At 47.6% G+C, this 18,044-nt stretch carries 5 protein-coding genes, 6 tRNA genes and 6 rRNA genes; 14 read left to right on the top strand and 3 right to left on the bottom strand.

Annotation, left to right across the window (positions count from 1 at the left end; all coding sequences use genetic code 11):
• The first annotated feature begins 27 nt into the window (after positions 1 to 27).
• Positions 28 to 1,857: a TonB-dependent receptor gene (locus L3Q72_RS14240; RefSeq protein ID WP_275130563.1), complete on the top strand. Its 1,830-nt coding sequence runs from the start codon at positions 28 to 30 to the stop codon at positions 1,855 to 1,857.
• A gap of 111 nt (positions 1,858 to 1,968) precedes the next feature.
• Positions 1,969 to 2,778 (top strand): glutamate racemase, encoded by an 810-nt coding sequence (gene murI / locus L3Q72_RS14235; RefSeq protein ID WP_275130562.1) that lies wholly within the window; start codon positions 1,969 to 1,971, stop codon positions 2,776 to 2,778.
• Here murI and L3Q72_RS14230 read toward each other — a convergent pair.
• On the bottom strand, positions 2,747 to 3,190 hold the full coding sequence (locus L3Q72_RS14230) for an RNA-binding protein (protein ID WP_275130561.1): 444 nt from the start codon (positions 3,188 to 3,190) through the stop codon (positions 2,747 to 2,749). The two genes, murI and L3Q72_RS14230, sit on opposite strands and share 32 nt — an antisense overlap.
• A 542-nt stretch (positions 3,191 to 3,732) precedes the next feature.
• On the opposite strand from L3Q72_RS14230, the gene L3Q72_RS14225 reads away from it, so the two are divergent.
• The 12 genes from L3Q72_RS14225 to L3Q72_RS14170 all read left to right on the top strand — a co-directional run bounded on the left by L3Q72_RS14225 (position 3,733) and on the right by L3Q72_RS14170 (position 15,266).
• Positions 3,733 to 5,285 (top strand): 16S ribosomal RNA (locus L3Q72_RS14225).
• A 125-nt stretch (positions 5,286 to 5,410) separates the two neighbouring features.
• Positions 5,411 to 5,486: transfer RNA gene (locus L3Q72_RS14220), tRNA-Glu, on the top strand.
• Between the two features lie 42 nt (positions 5,487 to 5,528).
• Positions 5,529 to 5,604, top strand: a tRNA-Lys gene (locus L3Q72_RS14215).
• Between the two features lie 33 nt (positions 5,605 to 5,637).
• A tRNA-Val gene (locus L3Q72_RS14210) sits at positions 5,638 to 5,713 on the top strand.
• 381 nt (positions 5,714 to 6,094) lie between these two features.
• Positions 6,095 to 8,984, top strand: a 23S ribosomal RNA gene (locus L3Q72_RS14205).
• 198 nt (positions 8,985 to 9,182) lie between these two features.
• Positions 9,183 to 9,298: ribosomal RNA gene (gene rrf / locus L3Q72_RS14200) — 5S ribosomal RNA — on the top strand.
• A gap of 311 nt (positions 9,299 to 9,609) precedes the next feature.
• Positions 9,610 to 11,162: ribosomal RNA gene (locus tag L3Q72_RS14195) — 16S ribosomal RNA — on the top strand.
• 67 nt (positions 11,163 to 11,229) lie between these two features.
• A tRNA-Ile gene (locus L3Q72_RS14190) sits at positions 11,230 to 11,306 on the top strand.
• 43 nt (positions 11,307 to 11,349) lie between these two features.
• A tRNA-Ala gene (locus L3Q72_RS14185) sits at positions 11,350 to 11,425 on the top strand.
• 293 nt (positions 11,426 to 11,718) lie between these two features.
• A 23S ribosomal RNA gene (locus L3Q72_RS14180) occupies positions 11,719 to 14,716 on the top strand.
• Between the two features lie 198 nt (positions 14,717 to 14,914).
• A 5S ribosomal RNA gene (gene rrf / locus L3Q72_RS14175) occupies positions 14,915 to 15,030 on the top strand.
• Together the 16S, 23S and 5S rRNA genes with 6 tRNA genes alongside form the textbook arrangement of a ribosomal RNA operon.
• Positions 15,031 to 15,189: 159 nt before the next feature.
• Positions 15,190 to 15,266, top strand: a tRNA-Asp gene (locus L3Q72_RS14170).
• A 318-nt stretch (positions 15,267 to 15,584) separates the two neighbouring features.
• On the opposite strand, the gene L3Q72_RS14165 is transcribed toward L3Q72_RS14170, so the two are convergent.
• Positions 15,585 to 15,734, bottom strand: coding sequence for a hypothetical protein (locus L3Q72_RS14165; RefSeq protein ID WP_275130560.1), 150 nt, complete (start codon positions 15,732 to 15,734; stop codon positions 15,585 to 15,587).
• Between the two features lie 39 nt (positions 15,735 to 15,773).
• On the bottom strand, positions 15,774 to 18,035 hold the full coding sequence (hypF, locus tag L3Q72_RS14160; RefSeq protein ID WP_275130559.1) for a carbamoyltransferase HypF: 2,262 nt from the start codon (positions 18,033 to 18,035) through the stop codon (positions 15,774 to 15,776).
• Between the last annotated feature and the right edge of the window lie 9 nt (positions 18,036 to 18,044).

Genomic DNA, 18,044 nt, shown 5'->3' with positions numbered 1-18,044 from the left:
ACTAACTACGCGATTTTAGGGAATAAAATGCAAAAATCTATTTTAGCGATTGCTGTGTCGGCATCGCTCTTTTCTTATGCTTCTTTTTCACAGGCTCAGGAAGCGGCTTCGGATGTTGAAACTATTGTGGTTACTGCGAACCGGTTTGAGCAGTCCTTAGAAAGTACAACGGTTTCTGTAGAAGTTGTTACTAAAGATGAAATTGTTGCCATTCAGGCTAAAAGTATCACAGAAGTTTTACGACGATTGCCCGGGATCCAGCTCTCATCTAACGGGGGCTATGGTCAGCAGCAGAGTGTGTTTGTTCGGGGAAGTGAGTCTGACCATGTTCTTTATCTGATTGATGGGATACGTATTGGTAGTGCTACTACGGGAGCGGCATCACTTGCTTCGATTCCTGTTTTTGCCATCGAGTGTATTGAATATATACGCGGCTCCCGTGCAGCAATGTACGGTTCTGACGCTATTGCTGGTGTAATCAATGTTATTACGAAACATCACCGCTCGGAAGTTATTGCTGGTGGCACTATGGGTAGTGACAACTATAAGCAAGGACAAGTATCTCTATCAAAGTTAGTAAATGAAGACTTCCACGTTTCTTTTGCTGCTAATAGCCTTAGTACAGATGGCTTTTCTGCTACAAACCTTCCTGGCCAGGAGGATAATGATGGCTATAAGTCCAAAGATTTTGTTACGACTCTGGGATATAGCTTTAACGACAATTTAAGTGCTGATATTCAGGCGCTGTATCATGAAGGTGAGCTGGAATATGATGCTTCAGGTTATTCGTATTTTGGTGGTGTAGATGATATTTATCAGGATGAACGTTCCTATAACATCGCTGCGAATATTCAGTTTGAGAACGACGCCTTAACTTCAAAGCTGGAGTTTGGCCAGAACCAAGATCATCTGGATGACAACTTATATAGCAGTGTTTATCAAACAGACCGGACAAGCTTTGCATTCACTAATCAGTACAGAGTGAGCGAAAGCTGGTCTTTTGGAGCAGGTGTTGATTGGTACAAAGATGATGTGTCGGAGTCTACTACGGCTTATGAAGAAACTTCCAGAAAGAATACCGCATTTTATATCAATACGGCTGCCAATATAGACTCAGTTCAGCTGGAAGGTGCATTAAGACACGATGACAATGAACGTTATGGGCAGAATACAACATGGCAGTTAGGGTCTGGCTGGCAGTTTCTAACTCGTTATCGCCTGACGGCAAATGCTGGCACTGGTTTTAAAGCTCCGACCTTCAACGCCCTTTATTGGCCGAATTATGGTAATAGCGATCTGGAGCCGGAAGAGTCCAAGAGTTATGAATTAGCGCTAGAAGCGGAACAGGATTTATTTGATTGGCGCATAGCCGGGTACATAACTCAAATTGATAACATGATTTCCAATGGCGAGAATGTTCAGGAAGTAGATATTCGGGGTATTGAGTTGTCTGCTATGTTTGATACTGGACCAGTAAGCCATGTCATCAGTTTTGAATATATGGACCCTGAAGATAAAGAGAATGACCGTCAGTTGGCCAGAAGGGCGAAAGAAAATGTAAAATGGAATGCGACCTATTATGCAGATAACTGGCAGGCAGATCTGAGCTACTTATATCAGGGTAAGAGGTATGACTATAGCAACGGTACTACAGAGCTGTCAGCATATTCACTGGTAGACTTTGCTGTTAGTTACTACATATTTGATTCTCTCACACTAAGAGGGCGGGTTGCTAATCTGTTGGAAGAGGATTATACCCTGGCTACTGGTACGAACACTGACACCAATCCAAGTGAAACCTATTACTACAACACTCAGGAAAGAAGTTACTACGCAACTATAGAATATAGCTTTTAATTACCCCTTATCCTGAAAGTAGAGAAAGCCGCCTTTGTGCGGTTTTCTTTTTGCTTGCTAACTTGCTCTCTCAGAGTATGATCGCCGCAAACAGTATTCAGGTGGTCAGTTGTGGTGAAGTTTCAAGGTCGTCCGGCAAAAGTTTTGGTCTTTGATTCAGGAGTCGGTGGATTATCCGTCTTTAAGGAAATTCAAAAGCTATTACCCGGCCTTGAATATAGCTACCTGTTTGACAATGCCGCTTATCCCTATGGCGAGCTTTCTCGTGAAACTCTTCTTTTTCGTGTAGAAAAGCTGATTTGCCGCTTTGTCCGTGATGAACAAATCGATCTGGTTGTCATAGCCTGTAATACAGCAAGCACAATCGTGCTTCCCAAATTAAGGGAGCTGTTAACCATACCTGTTGTAGGTGTAGTGCCTGCCATTAAGCCGGCTTCTCTTTTGTCGAACCGGGCTGTCGGGCTTGTTGCCACTCCGGCGACAGTTAAGAGAGAGTACACTCATAACTTAATAAACGACTTTTCTCCCGATAAGCCAGTCAAACTTCTTGGGTCGACAAGGTTAGTGGATATAGCAGAAGAGAAGCTATGCGGTAAAGCTGTCGATATCAATGAACTGCGAGATATTCTGGCTCCGATAAAAGATACTATTGATGTTGCAGTATTGGGGTGTACACATTTCCCTCTAATTAAAGATGAAATTCATCTCGCATTTGAGCAAAAGGTAATGTTGATTGACTCAGGTGAAGCAATAGCAAGGAGAGTGAAGTCTCTTTTGACTAATGTGCTGGATGGAAATTCTTATAGCGGGGAATATAAAATATTCAGCAGTGCGGCTTTGGGAGACAAAACCGCACTGAACAAAGCCGTAAAGCTTCTTAACTTTAAATCTATTGAGACGTTTCCGAATCCGGATGTTTAGGATCATTTGCAATACGTACTTTTAAAGTGCGCTGCATATAATCATTGTCGTTAAGTGCAGAAATAGCTTTATCAGCATCCTGGCTGGCCATTACGACAAAACCAAAGCCCCTTCTTTTACCTGTGCGCTTATCTTTCATTAAACGTACAGCGAAAACTTCACCATGCTCAGAAAACAGTTCCCGAACATTAGCTTCGTTCGCTTTATAAGGCAGGTTACCAACATAAAGTGTTTTGGTTGACGGGCTTTCGTTATTTACGGAGTTACTTGATGTATTAAGGTTGAGGATAAAGGCGGCAGAAATAACACCAATCACAAAAGATAGAGCAGGGGAAATTGGAACCTGGTGAAAAATCGCTGCGCCGAGAACAGCTAAGGCAGTAAGCAAAAAGAAAGTTTTTTTTGAGTTCATATCTGAATACAACTTTTAGTAATAAAGACAATAGTGCTATTAACAGAATAGACATATGAATCTTACGTATATCTACTTTTGATTTCCAACCTATTGGTGTGACGTCCTTCAAATGTTGAAATTTTATTCAATAAACAGGCTATTGATTGCTTTTTCAGCATTCAGAAAAAAAATCAAAAAAAGATCTTGCGTTAATAAAGTTCCTCCCTATAATGCCGCATCACCGACACGGAGTGAGGCGCAGGTCACACAACGGAATCGGGGAAGAGAAAAGAATTTGAAAAAAGTTCTTGACTCGGAAGTCGGGAAGTGTAGAATACGCAGCCCTGACCAAGCCGGAATGGCGAAGTCAAATAGCTCTTTAACAATATAAACCTATCAATCTGTGTGGGCACTCGTTGATGACAATCAAAATAGTTTCTTCGGAAACAATTTGGTTTCAATGAACTGAGTGACCAATACGAATGAGTAATCATTCGGCACAGTCAATTCACATTACGTAATTAGTAATGTTTTCAGTATTCATTGAGCCTCAAAATCTTAAATTGAAGAGTTTGATCATGGCTCAGATTGAACGCTGGCGGCAGGCCTAACACATGCAAGTCGAGCGGAAACGACATAAACAATCCTTCGGGTGCGCTTATGGGCGTCGAGCGGCGGACGGGTGAGTAATGCTTAGGAAGTTGCCCTGTAGAGGGGGATAACCATTGGAAACGATGGCTAATACCGCATAACCTCTTCGGAGTAAAGTGGGGGACCTTCGGGCCTCACGCTATAGGATACGCCTAAGTGAGATTAGCTAGTTGGTGAGGTAAAGGCTCACCAAGGCGACGATCTCTAGCTGGTCTGAGAGGATGATCAGCCACACTGGAACTGAGACACGGTCCAGACTCCTACGGGAGGCAGCAGTGGGGAATATTGCACAATGGGCGCAAGCCTGATGCAGCCATGCCGCGTGTGTGAAGAAGGCCTTCGGGTTGTAAAGCACTTTCAGCAGTGAGGAAGGTAGTAAGTTTAATACGCTTATTATTTGACGTTAGCTGCAGAAGAAGCACCGGCTAACTCCGTGCCAGCAGCCGCGGTAATACGGAGGGTGCGAGCGTTAATCGGAATTACTGGGCGTAAAGCGCATGCAGGTGGTTTGTTAAGTCAGATGTGAAAGCCCGGGGCTCAACCTCGGAAGGTCATTTGAAACTGGCAAGCTAGAGTACTGTAGAGGGGGGTAGAATTTCAGGTGTAGCGGTGAAATGCGTAGAGATCTGAAGGAATACCGGTGGCGAAGGCGGCCCCCTGGACAGATACTGACACTCAGATGCGAAAGCGTGGGGAGCAAACAGGATTAGATACCCTGGTAGTCCACGCCGTAAACGATGTCTACTTGGAGGTTGTTCCCTTGAGGAGTGGCTTTCGGAGCTAACGCGTTAAGTAGACCGCCTGGGGAGTACGGTCGCAAGATTAAAACTCAAATGAATTGACGGGGGCCCGCACAAGCGGTGGAGCATGTGGTTTAATTCGATGCAACGCGAAGAACCTTACCTACTCTTGACATCCAGAGAAGCTAGAAGAGATTTTAGTGTGCCTTCGGGAACTCTGAGACAGGTGCTGCATGGCTGTCGTCAGCTCGTGTTGTGAAATGTTGGGTTAAGTCCCGCAACGAGCGCAACCCTTATCCTTGTTTGCCAGCGAGTAATGTCGGGAACTCCAGGGAGACTGCCGGTGATAAACCGGAGGAAGGTGGGGACGACGTCAAGTCATCATGGCCCTTACGAGTAGGGCTACACACGTGCTACAATGGCGCATACAGAGGGCGGCAAGCTTGCGAAAGTTAGCGAATCCCAAAAAGTGCGTCGTAGTCCGGATTGGAGTCTGCAACTCGACTCCATGAAGTCGGAATCGCTAGTAATCGTGGATCAGAATGCCACGGTGAATACGTTCCCGGGCCTTGTACACACCGCCCGTCACACCATGGGAGTGGGCTGCAAAAGAAGTAGGTAGTTTAACCTTCGGGGGGACGCTTACCACTTTGTGGTTCATGACTGGGGTGAAGTCGTAACAAGGTAGCCCTAGGGGAACCTGGGGCTGGATCACCTCCTTAAACGATAGATTGTTGTTGATTAGTGTCCACACAGATTGATGGTTTATAAAGTAAAGAGAAAAGAAAGTGCCCAACACTTTCAACAGCTTTGGTTCTGCTTTTTTAAAAGTGGAAACAAGTATAGTGTCCCGTTCGTCTAGAGGCCTAGGACACCGCCCTTTCACGGCGGTAACAGGGGTTCGACTCCCCTACGGGATACCATTTTCTCCTTATGCTGCGTTAAGCGGTGTGAGTGAAAAAAAAGGGTCGTTAGCTCAGTTGGTAGAGCAGTTGGCTTTTAACCAATTTGTCACAGGTTCGAATCCTGTACGACCCACCATTCTTTCTCCACGAAGGAATTGAAACTTAAAGTGGGCGATTAGCTCAGTTGGGAGAGCACCTGCCTTACAAGCAGGGGGTCACTGGTTCGAGCCCGGTATCGCCCACCACTCTCTAAGTATTTTTGGACGTTGTAATCCAAACCAATAAGAAGTATCGAGTTGGTTGGATTTTTGAGCTCTGAGAATCTTTAGAAAGTGTCATTCTTTAAGTAGAAAGTAACACTTTGCTCTTTAACAATTTGGAAAGCTGACAATTATCTATTTTGATTGAATAGATAATGTAAAAGTTCTCAAATCCTATTTCTTAGGAAATAGGTACCAAAACAACACATTCAAGTGTTCTTGGGAACAACATTTATGTTGTTCATATTTGAGTCCGGCAAAATCGTGTCTGCATCATGTCCTGTTTGTCTTCACTTTTCAAAGTGAAAGCAAAGAGTTAATTGCAGACAACTTTGGTTGTTTAACAAAGACCCTTTGGGGTTGTATGGTTAAGTGACTAAGCGTACACGGTGGATGCCTTGGCAGTCAGAGGCGATGAAGGACGTATTAACTTGCGATAAGCCCAGATTAGGCAGTAAAAGCCACTTGAGTCTGGGATTTCCGAATGGGGAAACCCACTTACATAAGTAAGTATCCTTAACTGAATACATAGGTTAAGGAGGCGAACCGGGGGAACTGAAACATCTAAGTACCCCGAGGAAAAGAAATCAACCGAGATTCCGAAAGTAGCGGCGAGCGAAATTGGACTAGCCCTTAAGCTTTTAATGATACAGGTGAAGGCTCTGGAAAGTGCCGCGATACAGGGTGATAGCCCCGTAACCGACATGTCATTTTAAGTGAAATCGAGTAAGGCGGGACACGTGATATCCTGTCTGAATATGGGGGGACCATCCTCCAAGGCTAAATACTACTGACTGACCGATAGTGAACCAGTACCGTGAGGGAAAGGCGAAAAGAACCCCTGTGAGGGGAGTGAAATAGAACCTGAAACCGTGTACGTACAAGCAGTAGGAGCCTCCTTTGTGGGGTGACTGCGTACCTTTTGTATAATGGGTCAGCGACTTATATTCAGTGGCAAGGTTAACCATTTAGGGGAGCCGTAGGGAAACCGAGTCTTAACTGGGCGTTTAGTCTCTGGATATAGACCCGAAACCAGGTGATCTAGCCATGGGCAGGTTGAAGGTTGAGTAACATCAACTGGAGGACCGAACCGACTAATGTTGAAAAATTAGCGGATGACTTGTGGCTAGGGGTGAAAGGCCAATCAAACCTGGAGATAGCTGGTTCTCCCCGAAAGCTATTTAGGTAGCGCCTCGGACGAATACTACTGGGGGTAGAGCACTGTTAAGGCTAGGGGGTCATCCCGACTTACCAACCCTTTGCAAACTCCGAATACCAGTAAGTACTATCCGGGAGACACACGGCGGGTGCTAACGTCCGTCGTGGAGAGGGAAACAACCCAGACCGCCAGCTAAGGTCCCAAATTATAGCTAAGTGGGAAACGATGTGGGAAGGCTAAAACAGCTAGGATGTTGGCTTAGAAGCAGCCATCATTTAAAGAAAGCGTAATAGCTCACTAGTCGAGTCGGCCTGCGCGGAAGATGTAACGGGGCTAAGCTATAAACCGAAGCTGCGGCTGCATACTTTGTATGCGGGGTAGGGGAGCGTTCTGTAAGCCGTTGAAGGTGTATCGTAAGGTATGCTGGAGGTATCAGAAGTGCGAATGCTGACATGAGTAACGATAATGGGGGTGAAAAACCTCCACGCCGGAAGACCAAGGGTTCCTGTCCAACGTTAATCGGGGCAGGGTAAGTCGACCCCTAAGGCGAGGCTGAAAAGCGTAGTCGATGGGAAACGGGTTAATATTCCCGTACTTCTTACAATTGCGATGGGGGGACGGAGAAGGCTAGGTGGGCCTGGCGACGGTTGTCCAGGTTCAAGTGCGTAGGCTTGAGAGTTAGGTAAATCCGGCTCTCTTTAAGGCTGAGACACGACGTCGAGCTGCTACGGCAGTGAAGTCATTGATGCCATGCTTCCAGGAAAAGCCTCTAAGCTTCAGATTGTAAGGAATCGTACCCCAAACCGACACAGGTGGTCGGGTAGAGAATACCAAGGCGCTTGAGAGAACTCGGGTGAAGGAACTAGGCAAAATGGTACCGTAACTTCGGGAGAAGGTACGCTCTTAACGGTGAAGTCCCTTGCGGATGGAGCTATTGAGAGTCGCAGATACCAGGTGGCTGCAACTGTTTATTAAAAACACAGCACTGTGCAAAATCGTAAGATGACGTATACGGTGTGACGCCTGCCCGGTGCCGGAAGGTTAATTGATGGGGTTAGACTTAGGTCGAAGCTCTTGATCGAAGCCCCGGTAAACGGCGGCCGTAACTATAACGGTCCTAAGGTAGCGAAATTCCTTGTCGGGTAAGTTCCGACCTGCACGAATGGCGTAATGATGGCCACGCTGTCTCCACCCGAGACTCAGTGAAATTGAAATCGCTGTGAAGATGCAGTGTACCCGCGGCTAGACGGAAAGACCCCGTGAACCTTTACTACAGCTTGGCACTGAACATTGAGCCTACATGTGTAGGATAGGTGGGAGGCTTTGAACCCGTGTCGCCAGATACGGTGGAGCCATCCTTGAAATACCACCCTTGTATGTTTGATGTTCTAACTTAGCCCCATTATCTGGGGTGAGGACAGTGCCTGGTGGGTAGTTTGACTGGGGCGGTCTCCTCCCAAAGAGTAACGGAGGAGCACGAAGGTGGGCTAATCACGGTTGGACATCGTGAGGTTAGTGCAATGGCATAAGCCCGCTTGACTGCGAGAATGACAATTCGAGCAGGTGCGAAAGCAGGTCATAGTGATCCGGTGGTTCTGAATGGAAGGGCCATCGCTCAACGGATAAAAGGTACTCCGGGGATAACAGGCTGATACCGCCCAAGAGTTCATATCGACGGCGGTGTTTGGCACCTCGATGTCGGCTCATCACATCCTGGGGCTGAAGTCGGTCCCAAGGGTATGGCTGTTCGCCATTTAAAGTGGTACGCGAGCTGGGTTTAGAACGTCGTGAGACAGTTCGGTCCCTATCTGCCGTGGGCGTTGGAGAATTGAAAGGGGCTGCTCCTAGTACGAGAGGACCGGAGTGGACGAACCTCTGGTGTTCGGGTTGTCATGCCAATGGCATTGCCCGGTAGCTAAGTTCGGAATCGATAACCGCTGAAAGCATCTAAGCGGGAAGCGAGCCTTGAGATGAGTTCTCCCTGGCAGTTTAACTGTCCTAAAGGGTTGTCGTAGACTACGACGTTGATAGGCAGGGTGTGTAAGCGTTGTGAGGCGTTGAGCTAACCTGTACTAATTGCCCGTGAGGCTTAACCATACAACACCCAAGGGGTTTTGATGGACTCAAAGCAAGAACGAATAAACTTGAATGTGAATTGAGAATCTGGCCCTGGGCCCTGGGAACGGACTTCGTCCTACAGGCACTGGGAAAAGAAAAGACAGCTTTCCGAATTGATAAGGTACTTTGTCCCAGGGCCTATAAACCCAGGGCCCAGGGCCTTATAAAAAGAATTTGCTTGGCGACCATAGCATTGTGGACCCACCTGATTCCATGCCGAACTCAGAAGTGAAACGCAATAGCGCCGATGGTAGTGTGGGGCTTCCCCATGTGAGAGTAGGACATCGCCAGGCTCTAAATCTCTACTTGCTTACTTGTTAAGCAAGTGACCATAAAGTTTTAAAAATAGTTAGAACTTTATGTTGACTTTCAAAGTAGAGAACGTATTATACGCGTCCTGCTTAAGTGCTAAGGCACTGAAAGCAAAGCTCTTTAACAATTTAAACCTATCAATCTGTGTGGGCACTCGTTGATGACAATCAAAATAGTTTCTTCGGAAACAATTTGGTTTCAATGAACTGAGTGACCAATCGATAGAAATATCGGCACAGTCAATTCAACATTACATGTAATGTTATCAGTATTCATTGAGCCTCAAAATCTTAAATTGAAGAGTTTGATCATGGCTCAGATTGAACGCTGGCGGCAGGCCTAACACATGCAAGTCGAGCGGAAACGACATAAACAATCCTTCGGGTGCGCTTATGGGCGTCGAGCGGCGGACGGGTGAGTAATGCTTAGGAAGTTGCCCTGGTGAGGGGGATAACCATTGGAAACGATGGCTAATACCGCATAACACCTTTGGGTCAAAGTGGGGGATCTTCGGACCTCACGCATCAGGATACGCCTAAGTGAGATTAGCTAGTTGGTGAGGTAAAGGCTCACCAAGGCGACGATCTCTAGCTGGTCTGAGAGGATGATCAGCCACACTGGAACTGAGACACGGTCCAGACTCCTACGGGAGGCAGCAGTGGGGAATATTGCACAATGGGCGCAAGCCTGATGCAGCCATGCCGCGTGTGTGAAGAAGGCCTTCGGGTTGTAAAGCACTTTCAGCAGTGAGGAAGGTAGTAAGTTTAATACGCTTATTATTTGACGTTAGCTGCAGAAGAAGCACCGGCTAACTCCGTGCCAGCAGCCGCGGTAATACGGAGGGTGCGAGCGTTAATCGGAATTACTGGGCGTAAAGCGCATGCAGGTGGTTTGTTAAGTCAGATGTGAAAGCCCGGGGCTCAACCTCGGAAGGTCATTTGAAACTGGCAAGCTAGAGTACTGTAGAGGGGGGTAGAATTTCAGGTGTAGCGGTGAAATGCGTAGAGATCTGAAGGAATACCGGTGGCGAAGGCGGCCCCCTGGACAGATACTGACACTCAGATGCGAAAGCGTGGGGAGCAAACAGGATTAGATACCCTGGTAGTCCACGCCGTAAACGATGTCTACTTGGAGGTTGTTCCCTTGAGGAGTGGCTTTCGGAGCTAACGCGTTAAGTAGACCGCCTGGGGAGTACGGTCGCAAGATTAAAACTCAAATGAATTGACGGGGGCCCGCACAAGCGGTGGAGCATGTGGTTTAATTCGATGCAACGCGAAGAACCTTACCTACTCTTGACATCCAGAGAAGCTAGAAGAGATTTTAGTGTGCCTTCGGGAACTCTGAGACAGGTGCTGCATGGCTGTCGTCAGCTCGTGTTGTGAAATGTTGGGTTAAGTCCCGCAACGAGCGCAACCCTTATCCTTGTTTGCCAGCGAGTAATGTCGGGAACTCCAGGGAGACTGCCGGTGATAAACCGGAGGAAGGTGGGGACGACGTCAAGTCATCATGGCCCTTACGAGTAGGGCTACACACGTGCTACAATGGCGCATACAGAGGGCGGCAAGCTTGCGAAAGTTAGCGAATCCCAAAAAGTGCGTCGTAGTCCGGATTGGAGTCTGCAACTCGACTCCATGAAGTCGGAATCGCTAGTAATCGTGGATCAGAATGCCACGGTGAATACGTTCCCGGGCCTTGTACACACCGCCCGTCACACCATGGGAGTGGGCTGCAAAAGAAGTAGGTAGTTTAACCTTCGGGGGGACGCTTACCACTTTGTGGTTCATGACTGGGGTGAAGTCGTAACAAGGTAGCCCTAGGGGAACCTGGGGCTGGATCACCTCCTTAACGATAGATTGTTGTTGATTAGTGTCCACACAGATTGATTAGGTTTAGAAAGTAAAGAGACGATGCTGGGTCTGTAGCTCAGGTGGTTAGAGCGTTCGCCTGATAAGCGAGAGGTCGGTGGTTCAAGTCCACTCAGACCCACCAATTTTTCTTCCCGGTTGAATTGGATGGCATCGACACTTTTGATGGGGCTATAGCTCAGCTGGGAGAGCGCCTGCCTTGCACGCAGGAGGTCAGCAGTTCGATCCTGCTTAGCTCCACCATCTTTAAGGGTTTTTCCTTAAGAATCTTTAAAAATGGTTTTCGAAAGAAAATCTTTGCTCTTTAACAATTTGGAAAGCTGACAAAATAACAATTGATTATTGTTATTTGTAAAAGTTCTCAAATCTTAATCGAAAGATTAAGTACCAAAACAACACATTCAAGTGTTCTTGGGAACAACATTTATGTTGTTCATATTTGAGTCCGGCAAAATCGTGTCTGCATCATGTTTAAATAATTGCAGACAACTTTGGTTGTTTAATTAACAACTCCTCGAAACTTCTTGGGGTTGTATGGTTAAGTGACTAAGCGTACACGGTGGATGCCTTGGCAGTCAGAGGCGATGAAGGACGTATTAACTTGCGATAAGCCCAGATTAGGCAGTAAAAGCCACTTGAGTCTGGGATTTCCGAATGGGGAAACCCACTTACATAAGTAAGTATCCTTAACTGAATACATAGGTTAAGGAGGCGAACCGGGGGAACTGAAACATCTAAGTACCCCGAGGAAAAGAAATCAACCGAGATTCCGAAAGTAGCGGCGAGCGAAATTGGACTAGCCCTTAAGCTTTTAATGATACAGGTGAAGGCTCTGGAAAGTGCCGCGATACAGGGTGATAGCCCCGTAACCGACATGTCATTTTAAGTGAAATCGAGTAAGGCGGGACACGTGATATCCTGTCTGAATATGGGGGGACCATCCTCCAAGGCTAAATACTACTGACTGACCGATAGTGAACCAGTACCGTGAGGGAAAGGCGAAAAGAACCCCTGTGAGGGGAGTGAAATAGAACCTGAAACCGTGTACGTACAAGCAGTAGGAGCCCCATCACTAAGCTTGGTGATGATGTGCTCATTGCGAGTACTTTTGCTGATGGCGGTTAACAATGCGTCTTTTTGCATTGTTCAACCTACCAAATCAAGCAGAGGTGGCTTAGTGATGGGGTGACTGCGTACCTTTTGTATAATGGGTCAGCGACTTATATTCAGTGGCAAGGTTAACCATTTAGGGGAGCCGTAGGGAAACCGAGTCTTAACTGGGCGTTTAGTCTCTGGATATAGACCCGAAACCAGGTGATCTAGCCATGGGCAGGTTGAAGGTTGAGTAACATCAACTGGAGGACCGAACCGACTAATGTTGAAAAATTAGCGGATGACTTGTGGCTAGGGGTGAAAGGCCAATCAAACCTGGAGATAGCTGGTTCTCCCCGAAAGCTATTTAGGTAGCGCCTCGGACGAATACTACTGGGGGTAGAGCACTGTTAAGGCTAGGGGGTCATCCCGACTTACCAACCCTTTGCAAACTCCGAATACCAGTAAGTACTATCCGGGAGACACACGGCGGGTGCTAACGTCCGTCGTGGAGAGGGAAACAACCCAGACCGCCAGCTAAGGTCCCAAATTATAGCTAAGTGGGAAACGATGTGGGAAGGCTAAAACAGCTAGGATGTTGGCTTAGAAGCAGCCATCATTTAAAGAAAGCGTAATAGCTCACTAGTCGAGTCGGCCTGCGCGGAAGATGTAACGGGGCTAAGCTATAAACCGAAGCTGCGGCTGCATACTTTGTATGCGGGGTAGGGGAGCGTTCTGTAAGCCGTTGAAGGTGTATCGTAAGGTATGCTGGAGGTATCAGAAGTGCGAATGCTGACATGAGTAACGATAATGGGGGTGAAAAACCTCCACGCCGGAAGACCAAGGGTTCCTGTCCAACGTTAATCGGGGCAGGGTAAGTCGACCCCTAAGGCGAGGCTGAAAAGCGTAGTCGATGGGAAACGGGTTAATATTCCCGTACTTCTTACAATTGCGATGGGGGGACGGAGAAGGCTAGGTGGGCCTGGCGACGGTTGTCCAGGTTCAAGTGCGTAGGCTTGAGAGTTAGGTAAATCCGGCTCTCTTTAAGGCTGAGACACGACGTCGAGCTGCTACGGCAGTGAAGTCATTGATGCCATGCTTCCAGGAAAAGCCTCTAAGCTTCAGATTGTAAGGAATCGTACCCCAAACCGACACAGGTGGTCGGGTAGAGAATACCAAGGCGCTTGAGAGAACTCGGGTGAAGGAACTAGGCAAAATGGTACCGTAACTTCGGGAGAAGGTACGCTCTTAACGGTGAAGTCCCTTGCGGATGGAGCTATTGAGAGTCGCAGATACCAGGTGGCTGCAACTGTTTATTAAAAACACAGCACTGTGCAAAATCGTAAGATGACGTATACGGTGTGACGCCTGCCCGGTGCCGGAAGGTTAATTGATGGGGTTAGTCTTTGGACGAAGCTCTTGATCGAAGCCCCGGTAAACGGCGGCCGTAACTATAACGGTCCTAAGGTAGCGAAATTCCTTGTCGGGTAAGTTCCGACCTGCACGAATGGCGTAATGATGGCCACGCTGTCTCCACCCGAGACTCAGTGAAATTGAAATCGCTGTGAAGATGCAGTGTACCCGCGGCTAGACGGAAAGACCCCGTGAACCTTTACTACAGCTTGGCACTGAACATTGAGCCTACATGTGTAGGATAGGTGGGAGGCTTTGAACCCGTGTCGCCAGATACGGTGGAGCCATCCTTGAAATACCACCCTTGTATGTTTGATGTTCTAACTTAGCCCCATTATCTGGGGTGAGGACAGTGCCTGGTGGGTAGTTTGACTGGGGCGGTCTCCTCCCAAAGAGTAACGGAGGAGCACGAAGGTGGGCTAATCACGGTTGGACATCGTGAGGTTAGTGCAATGGCATAAGCCCGCTTGACTGCGAGAATGACAATTCGAGCAGGTGCGAAAGCAGGTCATAGTGATCCGGTGGTTCTGAATGGAAGGGCCATCGCTCAACGGATAAAAGGTACTCCGGGGATAACAGGCTGATACCGCCCAAGAGTTCATATCGACGGCGGTGTTTGGCACCTCGATGTCGGCTCATCACATCCTGGGGCTGAAGTCGGTCCCAAGGGTATGGCTGTTCGCCATTTAAAGTGGTACGCGAGCTGGGTTTAGAACGTCGTGAGACAGTTCGGTCCCTATCTGCCGTGGGCGTTGGAGAATTGAAAGGGGCTGCTCCTAGTACGAGAGGACCGGAGTGGACGAACCTCTGGTGTTCGGGTTGTCATGCCAATGGCATTGCCCGGTAGCTAAGTTCGGAATCGATAACCGCTGAAAGCATCTAAGCGGGAAGCGAGCCTTGAGATGAGTTCTCCCTGGCAGTTTAACTGTCCTAAAGGGTTGTCGTAGACTACGACGTTGATAGGCAGGGTGTGTAAGCGTTGTGAGGCGTTGAGCTAACCTGTACTAATTGCCCGTGAGGCTTAACCATACAACACCCAAGGGGTTTTGATGGACTCAAAGCAAGAACGAATAAACTTGAATGTGAATTGAGAATCTGGCCCTGGGCCCTGGGAACGGACTTCGTCCTACAGGCACTGGGAAAAGAAAAGACAGCTTTCCGAATTGATAAGGTACTTTGTCCCAGGGCCTATAAACCCAGGGCCCAGGGCCTTATAAAAAGAATTTGCTTGGCGACCATAGCATTGTGGACCCACCTGATTCCATGCCGAACTCAGAAGTGAAACGCAATAGCGCCGATGGTAGTGTGGGGTTTCCCCATGTGAGAGTAGGACATCGCCAGGCTTTGAACATAAATTGTTCCCGTAACTTGCATCTTTTGCCGTTGCGATGCTCATGTACTAACGTACACTGCGCTTCTCACGCCAAAATCTGCGGCGTTACAGAAACAATTTAACGTCCAAAGCGGTCAGGGTAAGACTTTGGATATGAAAAATTTGTAGTGGAGCGGTAGTTCAGTTGGTTAGAATACCGGCCTGTCACGCCGGGGGTCGCGGGTTCGAGTCCCGTCCGCTCCGCCACTTTATATTAAACCTCAGTCGAAAGGCTGAGGTTTTTTTGTGTTTGGGATTTATGTGTCCATTTCGGTTTTTGTTGTATGGGCTATGGGGCGGACTTCGTCCTTGAGGGGGATAGGGCTATAGGAAAAAGCTCTAGAAAGCCTTGACTCTATATGCTGTATATTCAAACTTTGCATAGCCCATAGCCCATAGCCCATAGCCCATAGCCCATAGCCCATAGCCCATAGCCCATAGCCCATAGCCCATAGCCCATAGCCCATAGCCCATAGCCCATAGCCCATAGCCCATAGCCCATAGCCCATATCTAGGACTTGGTATCTACTTCCTCTTCCACAAATAAATCGCCATACCTGCAGCAATCAGCAGCATAAGCCCCCCAGTCATTTCTTCTGGATGGGTGTGAGCTCCTCCTGGGTGTGCTAGTGCGATGCCTGGAAGAAGTAGTAGCGTTGATAGTAGTTTTTTCATTATTAGTTCCCTTTTGTTTAAGAGTCTCCCTTAACGGGATTATGTTTTTTGGTGCAGAGCGACAGCAAGTTGGCCTAAGGCTAGCGAGCCATCGCCGCATGAAAAATTTTTGTGTTGAAGGATCTCTATTTGACCCTTCAGAGAAACCTGAATTAGTTTTGTCAGAAGTGCGTTGTGGAAAACGCCACCGGTCAGAACCAATGCAGATACGTTATACTGTTTTTGTGCCTTGATAACGATCTCTGCTAAAGCCTCTGCAAGAGCTTTGTGGAAGATAAAGGCTTTATCTTCCTGGTTTGCATCCAGCGTTAACCATTGCTTCCAGAAAGTGGAAAGCTCGAGGTTCATACCTTCTGTTTCTATTCTGATACTCGTAGATATCTGCTCTGATTCAGCTCTGGATGCAATGGCTTCAAGCTGACAGGCTGCCTGTCCCTCATATTCAATCTGGTCAAATGAGATATCCAGAGATGCCGCAACAGCATCAAACAGGCGCCCGGCAGAACGGATCTTGTGCGTATTAATTCCGCTTTGAGCGGCGTTGTTAATCAGACTTAACGGTTTACCCGGAAATAAGCTTTCCAGAAACTCATCAGAAAGCTCAGGTTGGAACTGTTTCAGATGTGCATAGAAAGAGCGCCATGGTTGTTTAGCTGCTGTATCTCCACCAACTAAGGTGATTGCAGGGATGCCACCAATTCGTTCATATCCTGAATAATCGGCCAGCATAAGCTCAGAGCCCCACAGCTCTCCATCATCACCCAAGCCAAGACCGTCCAATGTCAGAGCCAGTACTTTACCATGCTCCTGCTTCCAGCCGTTTTCGATAAGACAGGCTGCGAAGTGTGCATGATGATGCTGCACTAAAACCGGCCTTTCAGTTCTTGATTTCGCGAACTGATGTGAGAAATATCCGGAATGAAGATCTGCTACATGATAAGAACTCTCTACCTGATAAATATCTTCGAAGTGTTCTATTGCCTGTTTGTACTGACTCTGAGTCTCTATATTAGACAAATCACCAAGATACTGGCTTATAATGATCTGATTACCTTTACCAATCGCAAATGAGTTCTTCAGATCACCACCGTAGGCAATAAATCCATCCGCGCAAGGAAAGCCATCCGGAAGATTAACTGCATCCGGCACAAAGCCTCTGGAACGCCTCAGAGTCTGCTGCTCCCCATCGCTGTTTAAACGGATAAGTGAATCATCGCAGCGGGTGACAATTTCTCTGTTATGCATAATAAACAGATCTGCAATATCGCCGAGGAAACGCAGTGATTCCTCATTGGATAGCGCAGGTGGCAGACCGCTGCCATTGCCTGAGGTCATAACAACCGGCTTAGCAAAATGCGTTGCCAGCAGGTGCTGAACAGGATTTGAAGGAAGCATTATACCAACTTCATTTAGTTCGGGTGCTATATTGCTGGCCAGTTCAGAGTCAGTTTTTTTCTGAAGTAAAACAATAGGCGCAGCACTGGATTCAAGAGCCGCCGATTCATTTTCGCTATAAACAGCAAGCTTAGCTATCTGGTTTAAATCAGCAGCCATTACAGCAAAAGGCTTAAACTGCCGATGTTTTTTATCACGCAGAGACTGTACTGCCTCCCGGTTGGTTGCATCGCATGCTAAGTGAAAACCACCCACAGATTTGATAGCGATGACCTTTCCCTGCGTCAGAGCATTGACACAAACGCTTAGCCAGTCACCGGAGATCGGTTCCCCATTTGAATTGCTAAGCCAGACTTGCGGGCCGCACTCCGGGCAGGCAACAGGCTGTGCGTGATATCTTCTGTCTGCCGGGTCACTGTATTCTGACTGACAAGTTTCGCAGAGAGGAAAGTGTGCCATTACCGTCTTTGGTCTGTCATAGGGAAGGGCATTGATGATGGTAAATCTTGGACCGCAATGAGTACAGTTTATAAAAGGGTACTGATAGCGGGGATCTTCTCTGTTGTAGAGTTCATTTAAACACTCAGGGCAGGTTGCTGCGTCCGGTACGACCTGAGTATCCATTGCGGTAGATTCCGACTGAACGATCTGAAAATCCGCCGGTAACTCGCTCCAGTAAAAAGGCTCTGAGGTCTGAGTATCGATTTGTGCCAGTGGTGGTAAATCGCTTTCGAGCCGACTCTGAAAAAGAGTTGTGTTGTGATCGGCAAGCAGTCGGACAAGTACACCCTGGCCGTCGTTTAAAACCTCACCTTTTAAACCAAGGTCATGAGCAAGCTGCCAGACGAAAGGCCGGAACCCGACCCCCTGAACTTTACCTTTTACTCTGATCTCAACACCATTCATCAAAACCGG

The sequence above is a fragment of the Vibrio sp. JC009 genome, from assembly GCF_029016485.1.
Lineage (GTDB): Bacteria > Pseudomonadota > Gammaproteobacteria > Enterobacterales > Vibrionaceae > Vibrio.
The sequence above is the reverse complement of the archived record's forward strand: the minus strand, read 5'-3'. Positions and strand labels throughout refer to the sequence as shown.